Origin of the sequence: Nonomuraea sp. NPDC005501, assembly GCF_040605905.1 — a bacterium.
Taxonomy (GTDB): Bacteria; Actinomycetota; Actinomycetes; order Streptosporangiales; family Streptosporangiaceae; genus Nonomuraea.
In genome coordinates this window covers 238,475-258,319 of the sequence record NZ_JBEXDT010000001.1, presented here as the reverse complement: position 1 = coordinate 258,319, position 19,845 = coordinate 238,475, and the positions used below count along the sequence as shown (strand labels likewise).

The 19,845-nt window shown below is 67.4% G+C and carries 22 protein-coding genes and 1 tRNA gene; 11 read left to right on the top strand and 12 right to left on the bottom strand.

What is annotated here, in order from left to right:
- Nucleotides 1-37: 37 nt before the first annotated feature.
- Nucleotides 38-988, bottom strand: a complete 951-nt coding sequence (locus tag ABZS51_RS01290; RefSeq protein ID WP_355434585.1) for an alpha/beta fold hydrolase — start codon at nt 986-988, stop codon at nt 38-40.
- A gap of 64 nt (nt 989-1,052) precedes the next feature.
- Nucleotides 1,053-1,697, bottom strand: coding sequence for a hypothetical protein (locus tag ABZS51_RS01285; protein ID WP_310707556.1), 645 nt, complete (start codon nt 1,695-1,697; stop codon nt 1,053-1,055).
- A 219-nt stretch (nt 1,698-1,916) separates the two neighbouring features.
- On the opposite strand from ABZS51_RS01285, the gene ABZS51_RS01280 reads away from it, so the two are divergent.
- Nucleotides 1,917-2,099: a hypothetical protein gene (locus ABZS51_RS01280; RefSeq protein WP_355434581.1), complete on the top strand. Its 183-nt coding sequence runs from the start codon at nt 1,917-1,919 to the stop codon at nt 2,097-2,099.
- Here ABZS51_RS01280 and ABZS51_RS01275 read toward each other — a convergent pair.
- Complete coding sequence (locus ABZS51_RS01275; RefSeq protein ID WP_355434578.1) at nt 2,093-2,866, bottom strand: helix-turn-helix domain-containing protein; 774 nt, start codon at nt 2,864-2,866, stop codon at nt 2,093-2,095. The two genes, ABZS51_RS01280 and ABZS51_RS01275, sit on opposite strands and share 7 nt — an antisense overlap.
- A gap of 257 nt (nt 2,867-3,123) precedes the next feature.
- On the opposite strand from ABZS51_RS01275, the gene ABZS51_RS01270 reads away from it, so the two are divergent.
- Both ABZS51_RS01270 and ABZS51_RS01265 read left to right on the top strand, forming a co-directional pair.
- Nucleotides 3,124-3,789 (top strand): DUF4097 family beta strand repeat-containing protein, encoded by a 666-nt coding sequence (locus tag ABZS51_RS01270; RefSeq protein WP_355434576.1) that lies wholly within the window; start codon nt 3,124-3,126, stop codon nt 3,787-3,789.
- 515 nt (nt 3,790-4,304) lie between these two features.
- Nucleotides 4,305-4,688: a hypothetical protein gene (locus tag ABZS51_RS01265; protein ID WP_355434572.1), complete on the top strand. Its 384-nt coding sequence runs from the start codon at nt 4,305-4,307 to the stop codon at nt 4,686-4,688.
- Between the two features lie 312 nt (nt 4,689-5,000).
- Here ABZS51_RS01265 and ABZS51_RS01260 read toward each other — a convergent pair whose 3' ends face one another.
- The 4 genes from ABZS51_RS01260 to ABZS51_RS01245 all read right to left on the bottom strand — a co-directional run bounded on the left by ABZS51_RS01260 (nt 5,001) and on the right by ABZS51_RS01245 (nt 8,419).
- Complete coding sequence (locus ABZS51_RS01260; protein WP_355434569.1) at nt 5,001-5,525, bottom strand: DUF3592 domain-containing protein; 525 nt, start codon at nt 5,523-5,525, stop codon at nt 5,001-5,003.
- A 165-nt stretch (nt 5,526-5,690) separates the two neighbouring features.
- Nucleotides 5,691-6,191, bottom strand: a complete 501-nt coding sequence (locus ABZS51_RS01255) for a MarR family transcriptional regulator (protein ID WP_355434566.1) — start codon at nt 6,189-6,191, stop codon at nt 5,691-5,693.
- Nucleotides 6,178-7,095 (bottom strand): N-acyl homoserine lactonase family protein, encoded by a 918-nt coding sequence (locus tag ABZS51_RS01250; protein WP_355434564.1) that lies wholly within the window; start codon nt 7,093-7,095, stop codon nt 6,178-6,180. Before ABZS51_RS01250 ends, ABZS51_RS01255 begins: the two co-directional genes overlap by 14 nt.
- Nucleotides 7,096-7,903: 808 nt before the next feature.
- Nucleotides 7,904-8,419 (bottom strand): hypothetical protein, encoded by a 516-nt coding sequence (locus ABZS51_RS01245; protein WP_355434561.1) that lies wholly within the window; start codon nt 8,417-8,419, stop codon nt 7,904-7,906.
- A gap of 372 nt (nt 8,420-8,791) precedes the next feature.
- On the opposite strand from ABZS51_RS01245, the gene ABZS51_RS01240 reads away from it, so the two are divergent.
- The 4 genes from ABZS51_RS01240 to ABZS51_RS01225 all read left to right on the top strand — a co-directional run bounded on the left by ABZS51_RS01240 (nt 8,792) and on the right by ABZS51_RS01225 (nt 12,476).
- Nucleotides 8,792-9,355, top strand: coding sequence for a dihydrofolate reductase family protein (locus ABZS51_RS01240; RefSeq protein ID WP_310707511.1), 564 nt, complete (start codon nt 8,792-8,794; stop codon nt 9,353-9,355).
- 862 nt (nt 9,356-10,217) lie between these two features.
- Nucleotides 10,218-11,477 carry an MFS transporter gene (locus ABZS51_RS01235; protein ID WP_355434556.1) on the top strand — a complete coding sequence of 420 codons (1,260 nt, stop codon included), beginning with the start codon at nt 10,218-10,220 and terminating at the stop codon, nt 11,475-11,477.
- Nucleotides 11,474-12,322, top strand: coding sequence for a methyltransferase domain-containing protein (locus ABZS51_RS01230; protein ID WP_355434553.1), 849 nt, complete (start codon nt 11,474-11,476; stop codon nt 12,320-12,322). The genes ABZS51_RS01235 and ABZS51_RS01230 overlap by 4 nt, the downstream gene beginning before the upstream one ends.
- A 4-nt stretch (nt 12,323-12,326) precedes the next feature.
- Nucleotides 12,327-12,476: a tyrosine-type recombinase/integrase gene (locus ABZS51_RS01225; protein ID WP_355434550.1), complete on the top strand. Its 150-nt coding sequence runs from the start codon at nt 12,327-12,329 to the stop codon at nt 12,474-12,476.
- 222 nt (nt 12,477-12,698) lie between these two features.
- Here ABZS51_RS01225 and ABZS51_RS01220 read toward each other — a convergent pair whose 3' ends face one another.
- A complete protein-coding gene (locus ABZS51_RS01220; RefSeq protein WP_355434547.1) occupies nt 12,699-13,940 on the bottom strand; it encodes an IS256 family transposase in 1,242 nt (413 codons plus the stop codon).
- Nucleotides 13,941-14,197: 257 nt separating this feature from the next.
- Between ABZS51_RS01220 and ABZS51_RS01215 the strand changes: the two genes are divergently transcribed.
- Together ABZS51_RS01215 and ABZS51_RS01210 are read left to right on the top strand one after the other, a co-directional pair.
- Complete coding sequence (locus ABZS51_RS01215) at nt 14,198-14,464, top strand: hypothetical protein (protein WP_355434544.1); 267 nt, start codon at nt 14,198-14,200, stop codon at nt 14,462-14,464.
- Between the two features lie 784 nt (nt 14,465-15,248).
- On the top strand, nt 15,249-16,799 hold the full coding sequence (locus ABZS51_RS01210; protein WP_355434542.1) for an alpha/beta fold hydrolase: 1,551 nt from the start codon (nt 15,249-15,251) through the stop codon (nt 16,797-16,799).
- A 122-nt stretch (nt 16,800-16,921) separates the two neighbouring features.
- On the opposite strand, the gene ABZS51_RS01205 is transcribed toward ABZS51_RS01210, so the two are convergent.
- Nucleotides 16,922-17,635: a hypothetical protein gene (locus tag ABZS51_RS01205; protein ID WP_355434877.1), complete on the bottom strand. Its 714-nt coding sequence runs from the start codon at nt 17,633-17,635 to the stop codon at nt 16,922-16,924.
- Between ABZS51_RS01205 and ABZS51_RS01200 the strand changes: the two genes are divergently transcribed.
- Nucleotides 17,600-17,734, top strand: a complete 135-nt coding sequence (locus ABZS51_RS01200; protein WP_355434539.1) for a hypothetical protein — start codon at nt 17,600-17,602, stop codon at nt 17,732-17,734. The genes ABZS51_RS01205 and ABZS51_RS01200 overlap by 36 nt on opposite strands.
- 84 nt (nt 17,735-17,818) lie before the next feature.
- On the opposite strand, the gene ABZS51_RS01195 is transcribed toward ABZS51_RS01200, so the two are convergent.
- Together ABZS51_RS01195 and ABZS51_RS01190 are read right to left on the bottom strand one after the other, a co-directional pair.
- A tRNA-Ser gene (locus tag ABZS51_RS01195) sits at nt 17,819-17,907 on the bottom strand.
- A 154-nt stretch (nt 17,908-18,061) separates the two neighbouring features.
- The gene (locus ABZS51_RS01190) at nt 18,062-18,622 is read right to left on the bottom strand and encodes a YceI family protein (RefSeq protein WP_310707479.1); all 561 of its coding nucleotides are present in this window, start codon (nt 18,620-18,622) and stop codon (nt 18,062-18,064) included.
- 101 nt (nt 18,623-18,723) lie between these two features.
- On the opposite strand from ABZS51_RS01190, the gene ABZS51_RS01185 reads away from it, so the two are divergent.
- Nucleotides 18,724-19,212, top strand: coding sequence for a MarR family transcriptional regulator (locus ABZS51_RS01185; protein ID WP_355434536.1), 489 nt, complete (start codon nt 18,724-18,726; stop codon nt 19,210-19,212).
- On the opposite strand, the gene ABZS51_RS01180 is transcribed toward ABZS51_RS01185, so the two are convergent.
- The gene (locus ABZS51_RS01180; RefSeq protein ID WP_355434534.1) at nt 19,169-19,705 is read right to left on the bottom strand and encodes a SigE family RNA polymerase sigma factor; all 537 of its coding nucleotides are present in this window, start codon (nt 19,703-19,705) and stop codon (nt 19,169-19,171) included. The genes ABZS51_RS01185 and ABZS51_RS01180 overlap by 44 nt on opposite strands.
- Nucleotides 19,706-19,845: the final 140 nt, after the last annotated feature.

The window sequence follows — 19,845 nt, the reverse complement described above, 5'->3', positions numbered from 1 at the left end:
CGTGGCGGACGCTCGGGTGAGCCCGCGGAGATGTCCTTCACGTCCGCCCGCCTCGGTGCCGGGCGGAGCCGGTGCCGGGCTCCGCGGGCGCGTGATCGAGCAGGTGCCGGCGCAGGAATGACAGCTCGACGTCCACGGCCCGCTCGTGCATCTCCATGAACGGCGCGTAGTGCCTGCCGGGCATGCGGACCAGCTCGGCGCGCGGAGCTCGCCGTGCCGCCTCGATGGCGGGCCCGGGGGGAGCGGTCTGATCCTGGTCGCAGGTGAGGACGAGCAGCGGGCACCGTACGCGGGGCGTGTCGCGGCCGGGCTGGTAGAACGCGAGGCGGAGCGCGGAGCGGGCCGCGACCCGCTGCTGCCAGTGCGTGTGCCTGTTGTCGGGATCGAGCGCCTTGGGGCCGTCCCCGACGTCCGGTGTCGTGAGCATCGCGACGGCGCCCGGCTCGCCGGCGAGCGGCACCAGCAAGGGCGGGCGGCCGGCGAGCGTGCCGAGGGCGTCGGCGATGCCCCGGCCGGTGAAGCGCAGCATCCCGAGGGGCTTCTGGAAGCTCGACACGCTGCGCGTGGCGGCCGGGCCGCCGACGTTCGGCGTCTGGGCGATCACCGCGGCGAGCCGCGGGTTGCGCGCCGCGACGCGGATGACGTGACCGCCGGACGCGGAGAAGCCCCACAGGGCGAGCCTGGCCGGATCGACCCCCGGCAGGGTCGCGGCGAACGCGATCGCGGCATCCCAGTCGGCCAGCTGGCTCCTGACGGGCAGGACGAGGCGCGAGCGGCCACCGCTCTCGCCGAGACCCCGGTAGTCGAAGGCGAGGACGCTGAAACCGGCCTCGTGGAATCGCCGCGCGAACAGGTCGGTGGCCGGCTCCTTGGGCACCGCGAAGCCGCCGGCCATGATCACGCAGGCGCCGTTGGTCCCCGGATAGTGCCAGGCGGCGCACTCGGTGTCGCCGTTGGCGAAGCGCACCTTGGCACGCTTCGCGGGCATGTTCTCCATGCGGTAAGTGAACCATGTGGTTCGCATAGCGTCCATGCCCGACGCCGCGCCGGCGCTACTCGCCGGCGGCCTCCTCGCGTTCCAGCGCCCGGACCAGGGCCGCGAACCCCGCGGCGATCCCCTCGGAGTCCCCGCTGGTCCGCCACTCCACCAGGAACCCCCGGAGCGCTCCCAGGACCATCTCGGCGACCTCGAACTTGCGCCGGTCCGACCAGCCCGCCGGACAGAGCGACACCAACGACGGCAGATAGAGCCGCGACGCCTCCCGCCCGAGCCACGCGTAGCGGCCGGGGTCGTACATCGCCAGACCGATGGCCTGGTCGAGCACCCGCAGGCCGGGATCGTCCCCGCCGATCATGGGCCACATGGCGCGCACCCGATCCGCCAGCGTCCGGCCTCCTACGGTGGCGGCGGCCATCGCGTTGACGGTCCGCTTCTCGCGCAGCGCGAGTATCGCCTGCTTGAGCAGGTCGTCGGCGCCGTCGAAGTGGTAGAGCAGCACCTTGTGCGTGGTGCCGGCCGCCCGCGCGGCACGCCGCAGCGAGAAGTCCACGAGCCCGTTGACCGCGATGTCGTCAGTGATCCGATCGAGCAGTTCCCGACGCCTGGCCTCGCCCCGCGGTGACCCTGCCGATCGCCGGTAGCCTGCCCGTCCCGATGAGCCGTCGTCGGCGGAGGTGTTCATAGCGAAAGCTTCCACGATCAGGAACCCTCGTGCGCGAACCGGCGGCGGCGGTGGTGGCCCTTTTCGCTCCAAGATCGGCTGATACGGCGCGGAAGGAGAAACTGTATCTACCTCGGCCCACGTTATGTGATTCTACGCCCCGGGTATTTCTAGCCGCGGCCGTAATGGCCGGGAATTCATGAGCATGTCACTCTTCCTTGTCGGCACGGCGTCTTCGACGGCGACACGTTCCAGATGCAGGATGCCGACAACAAGCAGCTCATCGGGGCCTGGTCCAATTCCGACAACGAGCTGTACAACAGAACGAACATCGTCCGCCGCGCGTTCGGATTCCAGTTCTTCGACAAAGACGCGTTCTCCGCGGACGACAAGCTGATCTACAGCGCATTCATGAAGGAGAACGGCAGTATTCACTGAGGCGATGCTGCGGCCGTCGGGACGGCTGTCTCCTCGGCGGCGCCGTCCGAGGCCCCTTCGGTGCTGGTGTAGAGGATTTCGCGGGCCTGTTCGGCGGCCCGGATGAGGCTCTCGCCGACGAAGTCGAGGTAGCGGGCGACGCTCTCCAGGCGGGTGGCGGCCGGGGTGCCGCGGCCTAGGACGCCGACGCCCTGCCGGGCGAGGTCGACGACCTGCGCGAGCGATCGGCCGCTGGCGATCGTCGACTGGTGCCAGAGGTCGTCGTCGACGACATAGCGCTCGCGCCGGCGCTCGTCGCGTTCGCGGCGGACGAGGTCCTGGCTTTCCAGGTAGGTGATCGCCTTGGAGATGGAGGCCGGGCTGACCTGGAGGCGCTGGACGAGTTCGGAGGCGGTGAGGCTGCCCGTGTCGGTGGTGTAGAGGCAGGCCAGCACCCGGGCCATCATCTTGGGCGTGCCCCCTTGCATGAGGACGGTGGTCCACATCTCCTCGTACTCGCGTACGGCCTCGGCGTCGCGTCCGTACGGCTGCGGGGGCGCCTGCGGCCCTCGGGGCGCGGCCTGCCGGCGTCGCTGGGTGCGCTGCTGGGTGGCGCGGTGGGCCAACTCGGCGCGGTAGCCGGTGGGGCCGCCGTTCCGCGACACCTCACGCGTGATCGTGGAGGTGGGACGGTCGAGGCGGCGGGCGATCTCGGCGTAGGCCAGGCCGTCGGCCAGCCCCACCGCGATCTGCTGGCGCTCCTGCTGGGTGAGCCTGCCTCCCGGCATCCCGTCCTCCTTCACTGCCCCATGGGGTGCTCCACGGCGCTGCTCGGCGTTCCTCGACACTTGGAGCATAGCGTTCAGCTTCAATACATTGCAATGATCAGGTGGCTGTCATTGCGTTACCTCGATGACCGTTGCAACAATTTTGCCATGTCTACCTGCGTTTATGTCGATTCTCCGCAACATTGGTGTTGCAGAGCTTTGGAATGCAACGTAGCGTTTGCGACGTCAGAAACAGCATGGCGCACAAGGAGCACATGATGCAGAAGTTCGACACCTCCGCCCCGATCACCGCCGTCCTGGACATCCCCGCGGGGCGCGTCCAGTTCATCGCCGCCGACCGGGCCGACACCACCGTCGAGGTCCGGCCCGCGGACGCCTCGAAGAGCCGCGACGTGAAGGCGGCGGAGCAGGCCACGGTCGAATACGCCGACGGTGTCCTGCGGATCGAGACCGCCGCGGAGAAGAACCAGTACTTCGGCCCCTCCGGAGCCGTCGAGGTGACGGTCCAGCTGCCCGCCGGTTCGCGGGTCGAGGCCAAGGCGGCCAGCACGGAGCTCCGCGGCGTCGGCCGCCTCGGCGAGGTCACCTTCGAGGGCGCGTACCGTCAGATCAAGATCGACGAGGCCGCGAGCCTCAACCTCACCGCAGTCGACGGAGACGTCGAGGTCGGCCGGCTGACCGGCCCCGCGGAGATCAGCACCGCACGCGGCGACATCCGGATCGCCGAGGCCGTGAGCGGCAAGGTCGTGCTCCACACCCAGTCCGGCGACATCTCGATCGCCGCCGCCCCCGGCGTCTCGGCCTCCCTGGACGCCGGCACCAGCCACGGCCGCATCACCAACGCCCTCAAGAACGACGGCACGACCGAGCTCGACATCCACGCCACCACCTCGAACGGCGACATCACCGCCCGCAGCCTGTGACCCGCAACCCCCGAAGGGGGACGTGGACCGCGTACGGAGGAAAGGGCAGCGTCCCCTTTCCTCCGGGAGAAGCGGGTGGTCAGCGGGTACGTCATGGGGGGCGGGAATCCTTGTGGCGGACCCCGCCCCTGGTGAGCTGGAGCGGGACGTCGGCGTCGCCAGGTGAGTGGCGTGGCTGCCGCGCAGCGGTGCAGGCGGAGGCCGGTGTATCGGTCGAGCAGGGCGCGGTCGCGGCCGCGCCGGGCCCGGCCGATGTGCGGGCAGATTCTCGGCGGCGGCCGTCGACTGCCCTCCAGCACAGCAGCGTTCGCTGATCCGAGCACACGCGCACCGGACCACGCGGCAGCCATCCACCGTCGCGTCGAACAACGCCTCCAGCCCGTCCCCGGTCGTCCAGGCCCGCGCGCCGAGGCCACTTCACCCGCTCGCCCCGGGTGGAGCGTGCCGCCCTCTGAACGGCCGGTGGGGTTCAGGAGCAACTTCGAGTGTTCCCTGCACCTGGGGATTGAAGATCGATGTCGCTTGTAGGTCAGCGGGGCCCGCCGTACAAGGACACCCGTTCGTCCTTGTCGTGGTCGATCTCCTCGGTCAGAAACACGTCGCTTCGCCACATCTTCTGCGTGGACGAGTTCGGGCCGCTCAACCTGCAACCCCGCCCGGGCAAGCAGTGGACCGACGTCGGCGGCAAGTACAAAGACCCCGAGCGTGGGCCCCGGCAGCGGATGCGTGCCACCTACACCCGCACTCAGGGCTTACGCCACTTATTCGCGGCCCTAGACCTGGGCAAGGACAAGATGTACGGGCACGTCAAGAAGCGCAGGCGACGCGGCGAGTTCCTGGAGTTCTGCCGCTACCCGCGCAGCCTCTATCCGCCCGAGATCCGCATCGCGATCATCTGAGACAACTTCAGCCCGCACCTGACGACCAAGAAGGACAAGCGGGTCGGGCCGTGGGCGCAGGCGAACAACGTCGAGATCGCCTGCACGCCCACCAATTCGTCCTGGCTGAACCGGACCGAAGCCCAGTTCACCGCGCTGCGCGAGTTCACGCTCAACGGCACCGACCACGCCTCCCACCGCGAGCAGGGCAGCATGATCCGCCGTTATATCGCCTGGCGCAACAGCCACACCCAAGACGAGCGTCCACGCAGGATCGTCAAGAGGACAAACGTGGCCTGACGCGGCACTTGCAGCCCACGCCCTGGAGGCCGGTCATCCGCCAATTCCGATGCCGGGCGGGCAGGCGACGCTCTCGAAGGAGCCATCGGGGCGCTGGATCTCGCACCCGCTCTTACTACCGCCGTCCCAGAAGCCGAAGAAGAAAGCCACGCCGATCACGACCGCGATGAGCCCGACGACTATGCCTCCGTAGCTGCCGCCGGCGTTCTCCGCGGGCACGGCCGTGTTTGGGTCCTGCGGGTCGTAGAGCACCTCGGTCTCGTCGCCGGTGCCGAGGCCGGAGGTGGTCGCCGCCTCAGTGGTGATCTCCTGCCCCTCCAGGGTCGTGAAGGTCAGGACCGGCCACTGGTTCGCCCTCAAGTGCTCGCCCCGTCCCGTGAACCTGGTCCGGACGTCGCTGACCACGCCTTGCACCCGCTGCGCCTGCCGTACGAACCGCTTGCCGTTGATGATCACTCTGATCGAAACCAGAATGATCACTAATCCAAACGCCACGAACAGCAGCGGGAGGTACTGGAACAGGTCTTTCAACGCAGATCTCCTCAGGTCGGTCTGCACGTTAGAACGTTTCGGCGGACCCAGGGTTCCCGTCGTAGGCGTAGCTGTGGGCTTCCGTCCGCGAACCCGCTCAGCTGCCTGAGCGGTCTCAAGTGATCATGCCGACCAAGGCAGGATTCAGTCGGTATGGCGCACGAAACAGGGCAAACCCGATCTGCTGCGGCACTAGCCTTGCACGTCTCTTGGTGCGCGGTCATGGGCGGGCTCCTTCTCGACGGCGATTCGGCGAGCGAGTGCCTGGCCCGCCGGCAGGTCGGCGACGAACGCCCGGAGGAATCCGGTGATCTGATCGACGTCGCGCCCTTCGGCCGCGGCGTCGATGGATCGGTAGAGATCGTGCTCGATGTCGGTGATCTGCCCGGCCAGGCGCATACCCTCCTCGGTGAGGGACAGCTCGATGTGGCGGCGGTCGTGTGCCGACACCTTACGGTCGACGAGGCCCACCGTGGCGAGCCGGTCGACCAGGCGGCTGGGGCTGTTGCCGCTCTCGCAGACCAGCAGCTCGCCGAGCCCGGAGAGGGTGAGGGGCCGGTGGTCGGCCAGGATGCGGAGGACCTCGGCCTGGGAGGGCGTGATCCCGAGCGGCTTGAGCGCCTGGCCGAGCAGCCGGTTGCCCTCCCGCTGCGCGGCCAGGATCAGGTAGCGGAGTTCTTCAGCGGCTCGCATGTGCGACCGCCTGCCGTCTCCTGGCGAGAGCCGTGGTCACGGGCGCCAGCCGGGCGGCCGCTCCCGGATCGTGGGCCGGCAGGATCACCAGGCCCGGGTTGCGCTCCCGCAGCGAGTTGATCGCCTTGGTGGTGTCGGCCAGCTGCCGCCTTTCGCCCACTCCCGGCGTGTGGCCCTCCTGCAGCAGATGGGCGTCGTACGTCAGGTCGCCGACCATCAGCAGCGGCGGGTGCCCGGGGCCGCGGACCAGGAGCGACAGTGACCCGGGAGTGTGGCCGGGGGTGGGCAGCAGCACGAGGCTGCCGTCGCCGAACAGGTCGTGGCCGGTCGTGAAGGGCGCGAGCCCGGGATCCCGGACGTCGCCGAACTCGATGTGCCGCCAGCGCAGCCCAGGCAGGTCGATGTGGGAGCGCAGCAGTCCTCGCAGCTCCGGCAGGGCTCCGTCGAGCGTCTGCCACTCCTTGCCGCTGACCACGATCTCGGCACCGGTCAGCTCCCGCAGCCCGCCGATGTGGTCCTGATGCAGGTGGGAGATCACCACCGTGTGTACGTCCGCTATGTCGTAGCCGCCGGCTGCCAGCCGGGCGGTGAGGGTGTCGGCCGGACCGATGTCGAAACGGGCCAGCCGGTCGTACATCACTCCCGTGATGCCACCGGGGAAGTAGCCGGGGTCGGTCACCGACGCCCGGTCCTGGCCGGCGTCGAAGAGCACCAGCCCGTCCTCATGCTCGATCACGTAGACGTTGATCGGCAGGGGAGGGGTCCACCGGCGCGAGGTGAACAGCCACCAGTACATCGGCTTGCGGGTGGCGGCCACGTGCTCCGGGTGGATCGACACCGTCCCGGTGCTGACCACCGAGACGTGCTTGATCGGACTCGTCATGTTGGCCATCTCGTCTCTCATGAGGATTACGTTACACGACATGTATGTCGTGTCAAATATCTTTGAGTGGCCCTGGTGGCGGTACTTGCCGGGGGCGATGCCGTAGTGGCGCTTGAAGACGTTGGTACACCCGGAGGTGATGTAGCCGACGTGGGTGGCCACCTCGCTGAACGGGGCGTCGGACGCGCGCAGGAGGCCGGCCGCCAGGTCAGGTAGGTCAGTGCGGCCGGCCGGTCAGCGCGGTGAAACGGCGGGAACCTCGTTGCCCAGCAGGCCGACGGCCGCGCGCAGCTTGGGGTGGCGGCCGAGCCTGGCCGGCAGGTCGATCATCTCGGGCAGGTCACGGAGCAGTGAACCCGGCTCATCATGGCGCCTGTGGTGTCCCGCCGACGGTCATGGCGGCCGCAATCATGTGCGGCCACGCGATGCCCACTCCGCTGCCCGCGACGAACAGCAGCACCATCCATAGGAGGCGATCGCTCGGATCCTCGTTCCGATCAGTTCGACCCGGACCGTGCGGCCTCGCTGGCCAAGATCGGACGCTCCGAACGGTGCGGTATCGCGACTGGTACGCTCCAGCCCCTCTCAGCGCAGGTGCATTGGTCGTCTCCAGGGGTCCCAATCCATGGTGACGAGTCCGCCATAACGCTTGGCCAGTCTGCGTCGTCTGCCGCTGGTTGCACGATCACTCGCCATCCATCTGGCAGGCACACAGGCACCGCTGTTACAGCGTAGACAGTGAACAGCGGTTGCGTCGCCTTCTGAGAGCTGGAGCCGAAGCGCATCAGACTCCTGACAGGGCACGCAGCGGGCACGGCCGCCAGGCACCTCAAAACGAGACCCAGCAGTAGAGCAGCTGATCGTTCTCTCTCGCCCGACGCGCCAGACCGACAAGCTCCTTGGTGAGCGACAGCATGTAACCGTCGTCATCGTCGGTGAAGTGGGAGAACTCCTCGATGGCTGCCCACTGCTCCGCCAGCATCGGCAGGCGGGCGTCGTCCACATCGGCGAGCATGTCGCGAGCCTCCGCCGGCAGCTCCATGATGCAGGACCCTTCCAGGTACGGGGAGTCTTCGGGCAGGGCATCCCACTCCTCGTCGTTGCGTGGCGCATCCTCCGGAGGTGGATACAACACGACCACCTCGACCAGCCGCACGGAATAGTCGACCTGGCCGGCGAACGCGACGAGCTGGCCCAGGACCACTCCGGGGTCGATCCATTTGGTCACCACCACATCGAAGTCCGGAAGTCCGCACGAGGCATCGGTGGTCTCGCGGGGATGCTCAGGTTGAACGATCGCCGCGGCACGGTCCGCGGCACGGTAGTACTCGAAGAAGACGCCCACGTAAGCGCTCCTGTCCCGGGTCCATGGAGAGATGGCCGCCTTTTGGCACGTGGCGGACACGCTAGGGCATGCGACCGACATCACGAGCAGGGAGCCTCGCTTGAGGCGAACGCGCCCTCCGTAACCGGTGGCGGACATCGGCGCGCACCGGCGGCGGCCTGGTCTTGCCGCGCACTGCTCCAAGACGTCCCGGTACCTGAGCGCGCAACCAGCCAGTAGACCGGGCACCGATGACTTTCGGGCGGCAGTGCCGTCTACAGCATCAGCGACAGGCCACAGACGCCGCGGCCACGCGAGCGCTGCGGCCCGGCACAAGCACGTGCCCCTGGCGAGCACGGTCCCCGGACGACTCGAGACCACGGAGTTCTGATCATGCGGAAGCTGATAGCGACAGTGTTCAACTACTCCCTCGACGGCCTTCTCGCCGACGAGGGCACCGAGTTCTGGAAGTTCTGCTTCGACCTGCCCGAGAACCGTGAGCCCGACGCCCCGGCGCACCTCGACTTCCTCCAGAGCGCCTACGCGCACGTCATGGGCCGCACCGCCTACGAGGGCATGGCCGGGGCCATGACAACGTCCACCGACCACCCGTTCGCCGACATCCTGAACGCCGGGCGCAAAGTGGTCTTCTCCCGGACCCTGAAGACGGCCGACTGGGCCAACACCACTGTCGCCGCTGGTGACACGGCAGAAGAGATCGACAAGCTCAGGCTGGGCGGCGACGGCCACATCGTGGTCTGGGGCGGCGTCAGCCTCTGGCGGTCGCTCATGCGGCTCGACCTGATCGACGAGCTCCAGGTGAGCATGTTCCCCTATGTTGCGGGCGAGGGCACCCGGCTGTTCGACGGCGTCCCCAAGTCCTACCAGCTCGACCTGGTCTCCAGCACCGCCTCCAGCAGCGGGATCATCTATCTGCAGTACCGGCGACACCGCTGACGCAGCGACCGGACATGTGCAACGAGCGGCAGTCACGCGAGCGCCGCCACCTGTCCGCCGAGTACACGACCCAACTCAACCAACCGGCAACACCGGCGGCATCGCCGGGCGCTCCTTGAAGGCCAACTGCGACCCCGGTGCCCACAGAAGATCAGAAAGGCCCTCTCCCAAATCCGGGAGAAGGCCTTTCACCTGCGGAGGATCGGAGATTTGAACCCCGGATGGCGTTTCCACCAAACCGCATCAGCATCTCGGGTCTCAGAGGTCCTAACAGAAAGATCAGCGGACGAGGCGTCGCCGACAAATGATCGCGTCACCAAGCGTCATGTACGCCTCGTGGATGTCGTCGCAAGCCCTTCCAGCGGATACGCAGGCGACCGGGCTCGGCCCCGTTTCGGGGCGCCCCTGAGCGCCCGGACCGGACTGTCGATAACCGCTTTGGACCAGTCGAGCCGGCCGGCGGGGTGCACCTCGCGAGGCAGGATCGGGAGCGAGGCACTTGCTGCCACCACCTCGCTCGACAATACGAACGTGTCCACCAGAACCGCTACCAGGAGGGACATGCCCTCACCGCTTGATCGCGGCCGTCGCTAAGGGCGAGCTACACCTCTATCGTTCGGGGCTTTGGTCACGAGGGCGCAGACATTCGAGGGTTGCCGAAAAGGTGGTGTATGTGACTAGATGATCTAGTTGCTGAAGTCGCCAGTTCGTCAGCATGCTGAAGAGCCGAGAGGGAGGTGCCTCATGACCCATGACCCGCAAGGACACCGTCTGGGATTGATCCAGGATGAGGTGACAGCGGCCGGCACACAGGCTACGGCGGTGAGCCGGCCCTCTTCATGAAGCGCCTTGCGGAGAATGGATGAGGCGTCCGGCGACGGATGAGGAACGGCCGGCGGGCTATCGGGATCTGTTCGTTCTGGTGGAGTACCGTGCAGTCTTCGCCGCGAGCGTGCTCTCCTGGCTCGGGGACTATCTGTGCAAAGCCGCGGTAGCGCTGCTGGTCTTCGATCGCACCGGCTCGGTGCTGGCCTCGGCAGCGGCCTTCGCCGTGGGGTATCTGCCGTGGCTCACCGCAGGGCCCTTACTCGCGGCAGTGGCCGAACGGTATCCCTCGCGCTCAGTGATGATCTTCTGCGATCTGGTCAGAGCGGCGCTCATCGGGCTGATCGCGATCCCCGGCGTGCCTGTGGCGGTCCTGCTGGTGCTGCTGTTCGCCAGTGGGTTGTTCGCCCCACCGTTCGAGGCCGCCCGTTCCTCTCAGCTCCCGCACATCCTGGCCGGTGACCTGTACCCGCTCGGCCTCGCCTTCAACAACGCCATCTTCCACCTGGCCCAGGTCTTCGGGTACGCCGCCGGAGGAATGATCGCCGGCTACAACCCGCATGCCGCGCTGCTGCTGAACGCCGGTACCTTCGTCGGGTCGGCGTTCCTGCTGCGCCGTTACGTCAAGCTTCGGCCGGCGACGCTCGGTGCCACCCATCGCCTTGGCCTGTGGCGGGAAACTGGACAAGGGTACGCCGTCGTCTTGGGCGACCCGGTGATGCGGGCCATCGCCCTCATAACCTTCGCAACGGTCACCTTCGTGATCGTTCCGGAGGGCCTGGCGGCGGCCTGGGCGTCCGAAATCGACGGCGGCGGCGCGGCACAGGGGCTCATCATGGCCGCGAACCCGCTCGGTGTCGCCATCGGCGGCCTGATGCTGACCCGGCTGCTGCGCTCGCGTACCAGGACCCGGCTGATCCGCCCCCTAGCGGTCCTGGCCCCCCTCACGCTGGTCCCCGCGCTGCTCGACCCGCCGCTCGCCGGCGTGCTGCTCCTGGTCACCGCCTCGGGCGTGGTCATGTCGCTGCTGCTGCCCGCCGCTCAGGCGCTGTTCAAGAGCGTGCTTCCCACCGAATACCGGGCCCGGGCGTTCGGCGTCATGAACAGCGGCATCCAGATCGCCCAGGGCACCGCGATCCTGGCCACCGGCGCCCTCAGCGAACGCTTCTCCACCTCTACCGTCATCGGAGCATGGTGCGGCGTCGGGGTTGTCCTGATGCTCTTCGTCACATTTCGGCCGCTGGCTCCCACCGAACCATCGGCTCCTTCACCCGATCCAGCAGAGAGAACACGTTGAACGCTCCCACCGCCCGCGCCCTCGGCGACGTCGCAGACGATAAGGCCGGCAACAAGGCATCGGAAGAAGGCCGGCAGGCAGAACGGACGGCATTTGGTCCCCGTAACGGGGACGCGATCGGGGACATGCTGCGCGATGCTTACGACGCATCGCTGGAGTCGGCTGCCACCCCGGTCTTCCATATCGCGGAACGCAGCGACGGGCTGGTGAAGCCCGTGCCCGTCGAACCATGGATCGCGCCGGTCGACCAATGGCCGGACGGTGAGCGCCAAGCGCTGGACTTGCTCAAGGGCAGAGTTCTGGACGTCGGCGCCGGCGGAGGGCGGGCCGCACGCGCGTTGCTCGATCGGGGCCACGCCGTTACAGCGATCGACATCTCACCGGGCGCGCTCGAAGTATGCCGACGGCAAGGGGTGCGTTCCGCCGTTCTCGGCACCGTCCACGAGCATGCCGCGACGGGAGAGCGATACGACAGCTTCCTGCTCCTGGGCGCCAACCTCGGTTTGCTGGAGAGCCGGGAAAGGGCGCCGGAATTCCTGCGGGCGCTGGCAGCGATGGCCGCGCCCGGCGCCATCATCGTCGGCCAAGGCCGCAACCTGACGGACTCCGCCGATCCCCTGCACCTGCCCTACAACGAACAGAACCTCCGGGCAGGCCGCATAGCCGGACAACGCACCATGCGGGTCCGCTACCGCGACGTCGCGACGCCCTGGTTCGACTACCTCAGCCTGGCACCACGCGAACTCGCCGAACTCGCCAACGGAACCGGCTGGGAACTCGCCGACATCGTCTACTACGAGAGCTCAACGGCCGTCTACCTCGCGACCCTCCGCCAACGGAAATGACCAGTTGATAGAGCAGGGCGTTCACATCCGCGTCGTCCAGGAGATCCTCGGCCACACGCGCGTGACCACAACCGAGCGCTACACGCACGTCGCCACTCTCCAGATGAGAGACGCCAGCGACCGTATGGACTCGGCCCTCTGGGGCTCGCCCTGACGGGGCAACTGCAACCCACAGCCCCTCAGACAACGAAAAAGGCCCTTCCCAGAATCTTGGGAAGGGCCTTCTACCTGCGGAGGATCGGGGATTTGAACCCCGGATGGTGTTGCCACCAAACCGCATTAGCAGCTCGGAGCTTGGCTGTTCCAGGTTGCCCCATGGGTCACGTCCACGGACGTGGTGTATGAATCGATCTTCGCGTGATCCTGTTTCTGCAGGTTAAGCGGTAAGTGCCTGCGGGAGTTGGTTCTGTGGGGGTGTGTCGCCGGGCAGGAGCCGCAGGCGGCCCTTGGTCAGGGCTTCCAGGCCCATGTAGCGGCGGGCTTCGACCCACTCGTCGGTCTGCTCGGCCAGCACCGCCCCGACGAGACGGATGATGGCGAGTCGGTCGGGGAAGATGCCCACCACGTCGGTGCGGCGGCGGATCTCCTTGTTCAGCCGCTCCTGCGGGTTGTTCGACCAGATCTGGGTCCAGATCTCTTTGGGGAAGGCGGCGAAGGCGATCAGCTCGTCGCGGGCGGTGTCCAGGTGCTCGGCCGCGGCCGGATGCTTGGTCTCCAGAGTTTGGATGACCCAGGCGTGCTGAGCTTTGACCGAGGCGGCGTCCGGTTGGTCGAAGATGGTGCGCACCAGCGTGGCGACGAACGGCTGGGCGGACTTGGGCACCACGGTGAGCAGGTTGCGCAGGTAGTGGGTGCGGCAGCGCTGCCAGGACGCACCCGGCAGGGTGGCGCCGATGGCGGCCACCAGGCCGGTGTGGGCGTCGGAGATGACCAGTTGGACGCCGGACAGGCCGCGAGCGAGAAGGCTGCGCAGGAACGCCAGCCAGCCCGCGCCATCCTCGGCGGAGGTGACTTCCAGGCCGAGGATCTCGCGCTGGCCGTCAGCATTGACGGCGGTGGCCACCAGCACGTGGACGTTGATGATCCGCCCGCCCTCGCGCACCTTTTGGGTCAGCGCGTCCAGCCACACGAAGGTGTACGGACCGGCGTCCAACGCGCGGGTGCGGAAGGCTTCGACCTGCTCATCGAGGACCTTGGCCATCTGCGAGACCTGGCTTTTGGAGATGTTCTTGATGCCGAGCTGCTCGATCAGCTTGTCCACTCGCCTGGTGGAGACGCCCAGCAGGTATGAGGTGGCCACCACGCTGATCAGCGCTTGCTCGGCCCGCCGTCTGCGTTCCAGCAGCCAGTCCGGGAAGTACGAGCCCTGACGCAACTTGGGAATCGCCAGTTCGATCGTGCCGGCGCGGGTGTCCCACTCGCGCGCCCGGTAGCCGTTACGCGAGTTCGTGCGCTCCTGGCTGCGTTCTCCATACGGTGCTCCGCACAGGTTGTCGGCCTCGGCCGACATCAACGCCTCAGCCATGGTCTTCACCATGGATCGCAACACGTCGGGGTTGCTTGTCTCGATCTGCTTCGCCAGCCACTGCCCAGGCGTCACACTGTTGTCTACGGCCATCGCCCTCTCCTTTGATCTCGGATAGCACTCAAAGGATCACGCGATGGCCGTCCCTATTTCACGGCCGCCACACTTGTGATCAGGCCAAACTCTTACACCACTCCCGTGGACGCAACCGCCCCATGTGGGCCGATGCGACTCGACGGTCTGGGGCGAACGGGATGGAACGACGGGGGACTGCAACCCAAACTGCAACCCACGGCGATCATATCTACGGGAGCCTTCTGGACGGCGGCCAAGAATCTTATGATCATCTTGTGCCCGACCTCACGCTCTATGAAATCGTCGGCTTAGCTGTCCCCGGACTGTTCCTCTGCGTCCTCGTCTTGTGGGTGGTGGGCGTGATCCGGACCTTCAGGCAGCGTCGCGTACTCCGATACATCGACCGGTTCGGAGCCGAGGAACTGACCGGGCGCGTCCGCCAGCTCAAGGTCCGCGGGTATGAAGAGCAAGCAATCCAGCTCGCACAAGTCGAACTCGGCATGCCGGCGAAAGCCGCCCGCTCTTGGGTCAAATCAATCTGACGCTCGAGGACCTCCCCGACATCAACCTGTTCGTGGCGAACCGCCGGGACATGGGCATGTTCAGCGAGAGGCGCCGCGGAGCTCCGGGAGCGTAATGTTCCCTGACATCCTGCTTGCAAAGACGCACGCTGATCTTGTTCCACCAGGGAAGACGCAGCTCAGCATGCGGGTGGCATTCCCCGTGACTCCCCACCATTCCCCCCGCTTCCCCGCCTCATCGGGCACGCCAACCACACTGTTCGGTGGGTCAACCAGCAACACCAACGCCAAGGCAGCACCCGTCACAGGTGACGACACCTTCGCCAGCGAGTCGAGCGCCTGACCCACGCCACCAGCTAACTCATCCTCAGCCTGCGGGAAGAAGACCTCTCCAGCCCGACCCAGCAGACCGGCTGGATCAAAGGCCCCATTGCCGGCTACACCGCCGCAGCCCTGCCCCTGCTCAGCCAGGCCCGCACCATCCTGGCCGCAGCCGTCGCCGCAGACCGCTCCGCGGGCGCCACCTGGCACGAGATCTCCGCCATCCTCGGCGTCAGCGCCGACACCGCGTCCCGCCACTACCGCGTCTGATCTTCTCCACCACCCGCAGTGTTGAGCGCGGAGAGAATGTTCAGTGGATACGCCTGGCCGGGACGACTCCGAGATCTGGCTGTACCACGAAACGATCAACGCTTGTCGGGCTGCACGGACTTGTCTCCGCGCTCGGCGCAGTCCTACCGCTCTTTACGTTGATCTAGCAAAACCACCGCTACTTCTGATCCGTATGACGTACCGAACATCACTGATGGCACTGGCGCTGGCGGGGCTAGTGGCGCATCCTTCCATGGCAGGCGCCACCGCTGATGCCAGCACGAGCGCAACGGCGAACTCCAGCCCGAACTCCGGCGTGTCGTCCGTCCAGTGGACATCCTGTCCGAACTACTCCGACGAGGTGATCCGGAGCCTGCGCGTGACGGAGGAGCAGATTCCGGCCTTCCGCACCCTGATGAAGCGCCTGGAATGCGGCACGGTCAGCGTCCCGCTGAACCATCGCGACCCCGCCGGACGGAAGATCGACATCGCGGTGACCCGGCTGGCCGCCACAGACAAGGCCCACCGGCTCGGCGCCACCGCCGTCCTGCCGGGAGGGCCGGGCGGCAGCGGGTACCTGGACCCGGTCCTGCGGGTCGTCCTCAGGAACAAGCAGATGGCCAAGCTCAACGAACGATACGACATCATCGGCTTCGACCCGCGCGGGGTGGGTTACAGCACCAAGGTCGCCTGCACCTTCTCGCCAAACGGCCCGCAGGAGCCCGGCACGTTGACCAAGGAGGCGGCCAGGAAGATATACGACGGGCAGGTCGCCGCCAACCAGGATTGCGGACGCTCTGACCCCGCCTTCCTCGGACAGCTCACCACCGAGAACGTGGCCAAGGACCTGGACCTGGTACGGGCCGCGTTGGGTGAGCGCACGCTCAACCTGCTCGGTTTCTCCTGGGGCACCTATCTGGGCATGGTGTACCGCAGCCAGTTCCCCCAGCACACCGGACGGGCCTTTCTGGACAGCCCGGCGCCGCCGTGGACTCGTTTCGACCGGCACATCAAGGACAGCGCGGACGCGGCCGAGCGTGACTTCGGGCGCATGGCCGCCTGGCTTGCCGACCGCGACGAAACCTACGGTCTCGGCGCCACCGCACGGAAGGTGCGCGAAGAGGTGGCGAAGCTGGTCCGCGCGTACGACAAGAGCCCCAAGACCTACACCGACCTGCAGCGGCCCATCGACGGCTCGGCCGTCGCCGATCTGGCCAAGCGCAACTCGACCGAGTGGGTGCGCGCGGGCAAGGCGCTGGCCGAACTGCGGACGGCGACGGGCACCACCGCCCCGCCCACCGTCAAGGACCTGCTCGGCGCACCGATGATGGGGACGCCCGTGCCCGGCGCGCCCGAAACGCAGAACATGACCATGAACTTGGCCGTCGCGTGCAACGAGGACAGCAGCCGGCCCGGTTTCGACACCGCCTGGCGTGACTATCAGCAGCTCGTGAAGCGGCATCCGGCGACCGGCCGGTCCTGGGGACTGACTTCCTTGTGTTCCGGCTGGCCGTTGCCGGTGCAGCAGGCCACGTTGAAGCGGGGTAGCGGGTCGCTGGTGCTGGCGGGGCACCTGTATGAGTTCATGTCCGTCTACGACTGGACGCTGCAGACGCAGCGCGCCATCGGCGGCACCGTCTACACGGTCGCCGACGACGTGCACGTGTCGACCACCCGGGTGCCCGAGTGCGCCACCGACGTGGTGCGCTACTTCGAGACGGGCCGGATCGGCAAAGGTTGCGAGAGCAGCGCAATCCCGAGCTGACCACCGGTTACCGGCCCGGCGACCCGCCACGGGTCGCCGGGCCGATGCCCTGGCGACAACGTTGGGACCCACGGCCCGCCCGGCTCTCCCCCACGGCACCAACCGGGCGACCCGCAGGCGGACTACCGCTCCAAGACCCGCCACTGGATCATCCCGCTCCTCGGCCGGCACCGGCTGAACCGGCTTGCCCCTGAGCACCTCGACACGGCGTACACGACCATGCTCGACAAGGGCCTGTCCACAAGCACGGTCCTCAAGGTGCACCGCATACTCTCTCGCGCGCTCAAAGTCGCCGTCCGCCGCGACAAGGTCACGCGAAACGTGGCCACTCTCGTGGAGGCGCCCACAGCCGCGGAAACGGAGATCGAGCCGCTGACGCGCGAGGAGGCTCGCCGCATCCTCGACGTGGCCAGGGCCAAGAGGAACGGCACCCGCTGGTCGGTGGCCCTGGCGCTCGGCATCCGCCAGGGCGAAGCTCTTGGGCTCCGCTGGTCGTACATCGACATGGATACAGGCGAGATCCGCGCCAGCGCAAGGGCAAGAGCAAGCTCACTCTCCAGTGCCCGCCCGAACTCCTCGCCCAGCTCAAGGCTCACCGCGAAATCCAGGACGCCGAGCGCAAGAAAGCGGGGGAGCGCTGGCAGGACCACGACTTGGTGTTCGCCACCAAGCACGGCACTCCCATCGAACGAACCGAGGACTGGAAGTGCTGGAAGGCGATCCTCAAATAGGCCAGCGTCCGAGACGTTCGCGTCCATGACGCCCGGCACACCGCCGCGACGCTCCTCATCGAGCAGGGCGTGAACATCCGAATCGTGCAGCAGGTCCTCGGCCACACGCGCGTCACCACCACCGAGCGGTACACCCACGTATCCACACCCCTGATGCGCGACGCGGGGGAGCGCCTCGCCTCCGCCCTCTGGGGAAATCCGTAGCCGTTGCAACTAGCACTGCAACTACGACGCCCCGAAAAGATCAAAGGCCCTCTCCCCGTTACCGGGGCGAGGGCCTTCTACCTGCGGAGGATCGGGGATTTGAACCCCGGATGGTGTTGCCACCAAACCGCATTAGCAGTGCGGCGCCATAGACCTGACTAGGCGAATCCTCCTGGAAGCCAAGCGGCTCAGGACAGCGTACCGGCCTTCTGGCGAGGCGGCAAAGCGGTTGGCCAGCGAGCCTTCCCGTCATGTTATCCACAGCCTGTGGACAGAGACCTGTGGATGGAGCCCGCCCGGTGGGGCGGGCACGCCATGACGTCAACGCTAGGCGGGGTTGGCCTCGCCCTCGATCTCAATCTTGATCTTCTTGCCGACCAGGACGCCACCGGTCTCCAGGGCCTGGTTCCAGGTCAGGCCGAAGGCCTCGCGGTCGATCTCCGTGGTGATGGAGTAGCCCCACACCGACTGGCCCCACGGGTTCGTGCCGGCGCCGCCGTACTCGACCGTGAGCTCGACCGGCTGGGTGACGTCGCGGATCGTGAGGTCGCCGACGACCGTGAAGCGGTCGTCCGACTGGTGGACGACGCGGGTGCTCCGGAAGGTGATCTCCGGGAACTTGTCGGTGGCCAGGAAGTCGTCGCTGCGCAGGTGGCCGTCACGGTCGGCGACGCCGGTGTTGATGCTGGCGGTCTGGATCGTGAGCTCGGCCGACGACTCGAGCGGGGTCTCGCCGATGGTCACCGAGCCGCTGAACTCGCCGAACGTGCCGCGCACCTTGCTGACCATCATGTGCTTGGTCGAGAAGCCGATGCTGGTGTGGGCGGCGTCCAGGTTGTAGGTGCCGGGGGCGGGGATGGTCAGGCCTTCCCAGGTACGGGTGCTCATGGGGGTTCCTCCAACGAAGCTTGCCTTGCGGATATTTGCGCTAACAAAGGTCTACAGGAGGAATATTCCTCACGTCAACTATGTCCAGCTAGAGTGTGAACGTGCACCACATCGACGACCCTCGGCTGACCGCCATGGGGCTGGTGGCCGAGGTCATAGCGGGTCTGAACTCCCGGATGCAGCCCGTCCTGAGCGCGGCCGGGCTGTCCGACATCGATTTCGAGACGATTCTCCGCCTCGGCCGTTCGCCCGGCCAGCGGCTGCGCATGACCGACCTGGCGGCCCAGACCGGCCTGTCCACCAGCGGCGTCACCCGGGTCGTCGACCGCCTGGAACGTGACGGCCTCGTCGAGCGGGTGGCCTGCGCCTCCGACCGGCGGGCCTCCTACGCGGCGCTCACCGACGCCGGCCGCGCGCGGCTCGAAGCCGTGCTGCCGCTGCACCTGTCCGACATCGAGAGCTGTTTCACCGGCCTGCTGGACGACGAGGAGCTCACGGCCTTCCTCGCCACCCTCCGCAAGATCCGCGACGTCGTACGGCCCTGCGCTACAGCGGGGACGGGGGAGGGACCTCCGGATCCGCGACCGTGATGCCCAGCTCGTTCCGGAGCTTGGCCATGGCCCGCGACACCGTGCTCTTCACCGTGCCGACGCTGATGCCGAGCACCCGGGCGACCTCCGGCTCGGTCAGATCCTCGTAGTACCGCAGCACGATCGCGGCCCGCATGCGCTCGGGCAGGTTGCCCAGCGCCTCCTCCAGCCGTTCGTGGACCTCCCCGTAGGCCCCATGGGAGTCGTGCGCCGCGCAGGGCACCTCGGGCAGCTCGTCCGACGGGTACTCCTCGACCTTGCGCCGCCGCCACTGCGAGATGTTGATGTTCACCATGGCCCGCCTGACGTAGCCGTCCAGGGAGCCGCGGTCCTCGATGCGGTTCCAGGCCAGGTACGTCCGGGTCAGCGCGTTCTGCAGCAGATCCTCGGCGTCCAGCGGGTGACCGGTGAGCTGGTGCGCGGTGCGCAGCAGCGACGGCCCGCGGGCGCGCACGTACTCGCGGAACTCCTCTTCGCCCTCGATGATCTGCATCGTCGTCAGAATCGCAGCCGGACGCCCCGTTAGGGCTGAACCAGAACCCAAGATTCGGCCCGCCGACGACAAAGGTCCGTCAAGGTTGGTGGCGGTTTGTACGACCACGGGTGCGAACTCCTTCACCGAGGGTGCGTAAT

Excerpts from the sequence above, each read along its gene's own strand:
- ABZS51_RS01290 (WP_355434585.1), bottom strand. The coding sequence starts at position 988 with ATGCCCGCGAAGCGTGCCAAGGTGCGCTTCGCCAACGGCGACACCGAG.
- ABZS51_RS01280 (WP_355434581.1), top strand. The coding sequence starts at position 1,917 with ATGCAGGATGCCGACAACAAGCAGCTCATCGGGGCCTGGTCCAATTCC.
- ABZS51_RS01275 (WP_355434578.1), bottom strand. The coding sequence starts at position 2,866 with ATGCCGGGAGGCAGGCTCACCCAGCAGGAGCGCCAGCAGATCGCGGTG.
- ABZS51_RS01270 (WP_355434576.1), top strand. The coding sequence starts at position 3,124 with ATGCAGAAGTTCGACACCTCCGCCCCGATCACCGCCGTCCTGGACATC.
- ABZS51_RS01265 (WP_355434572.1), top strand. The coding sequence starts at position 4,305 with ATGTCGCTTGTAGGTCAGCGGGGCCCGCCGTACAAGGACACCCGTTCG.
- ABZS51_RS01255 (WP_355434566.1), bottom strand. The coding sequence starts at position 6,191 with ATGCGAGCCGCTGAAGAACTCCGCTACCTGATCCTGGCCGCGCAGCGG.
- ABZS51_RS01250 (WP_355434564.1), bottom strand. The coding sequence starts at position 7,095 with ATGAGAGACGAGATGGCCAACATGACGAGTCCGATCAAGCACGTCTCG.
- ABZS51_RS01240 (WP_310707511.1), top strand. The coding sequence starts at position 8,792 with ATGCGGAAGCTGATAGCGACAGTGTTCAACTACTCCCTCGACGGCCTT.
- ABZS51_RS01235 (WP_355434556.1), top strand. The coding sequence starts at position 10,218 with ATGAGGCGTCCGGCGACGGATGAGGAACGGCCGGCGGGCTATCGGGAT.
- ABZS51_RS01220 (WP_355434547.1), bottom strand. The coding sequence starts at position 13,940 with ATGGCCGTAGACAACAGTGTGACGCCTGGGCAGTGGCTGGCGAAGCAG.
- ABZS51_RS01210 (WP_355434542.1), top strand. The coding sequence starts at position 15,249 with ATGGCACTGGCGCTGGCGGGGCTAGTGGCGCATCCTTCCATGGCAGGC.
- ABZS51_RS01190 (WP_310707479.1), bottom strand. The coding sequence starts at position 18,622 with ATGAGCACCCGTACCTGGGAAGGCCTGACCATCCCCGCCCCCGGCACC.
- ABZS51_RS01180 (WP_355434534.1), bottom strand. The coding sequence starts at position 19,705 with ATGCAGATCATCGAGGGCGAAGAGGAGTTCCGCGAGTACGTGCGCGCC.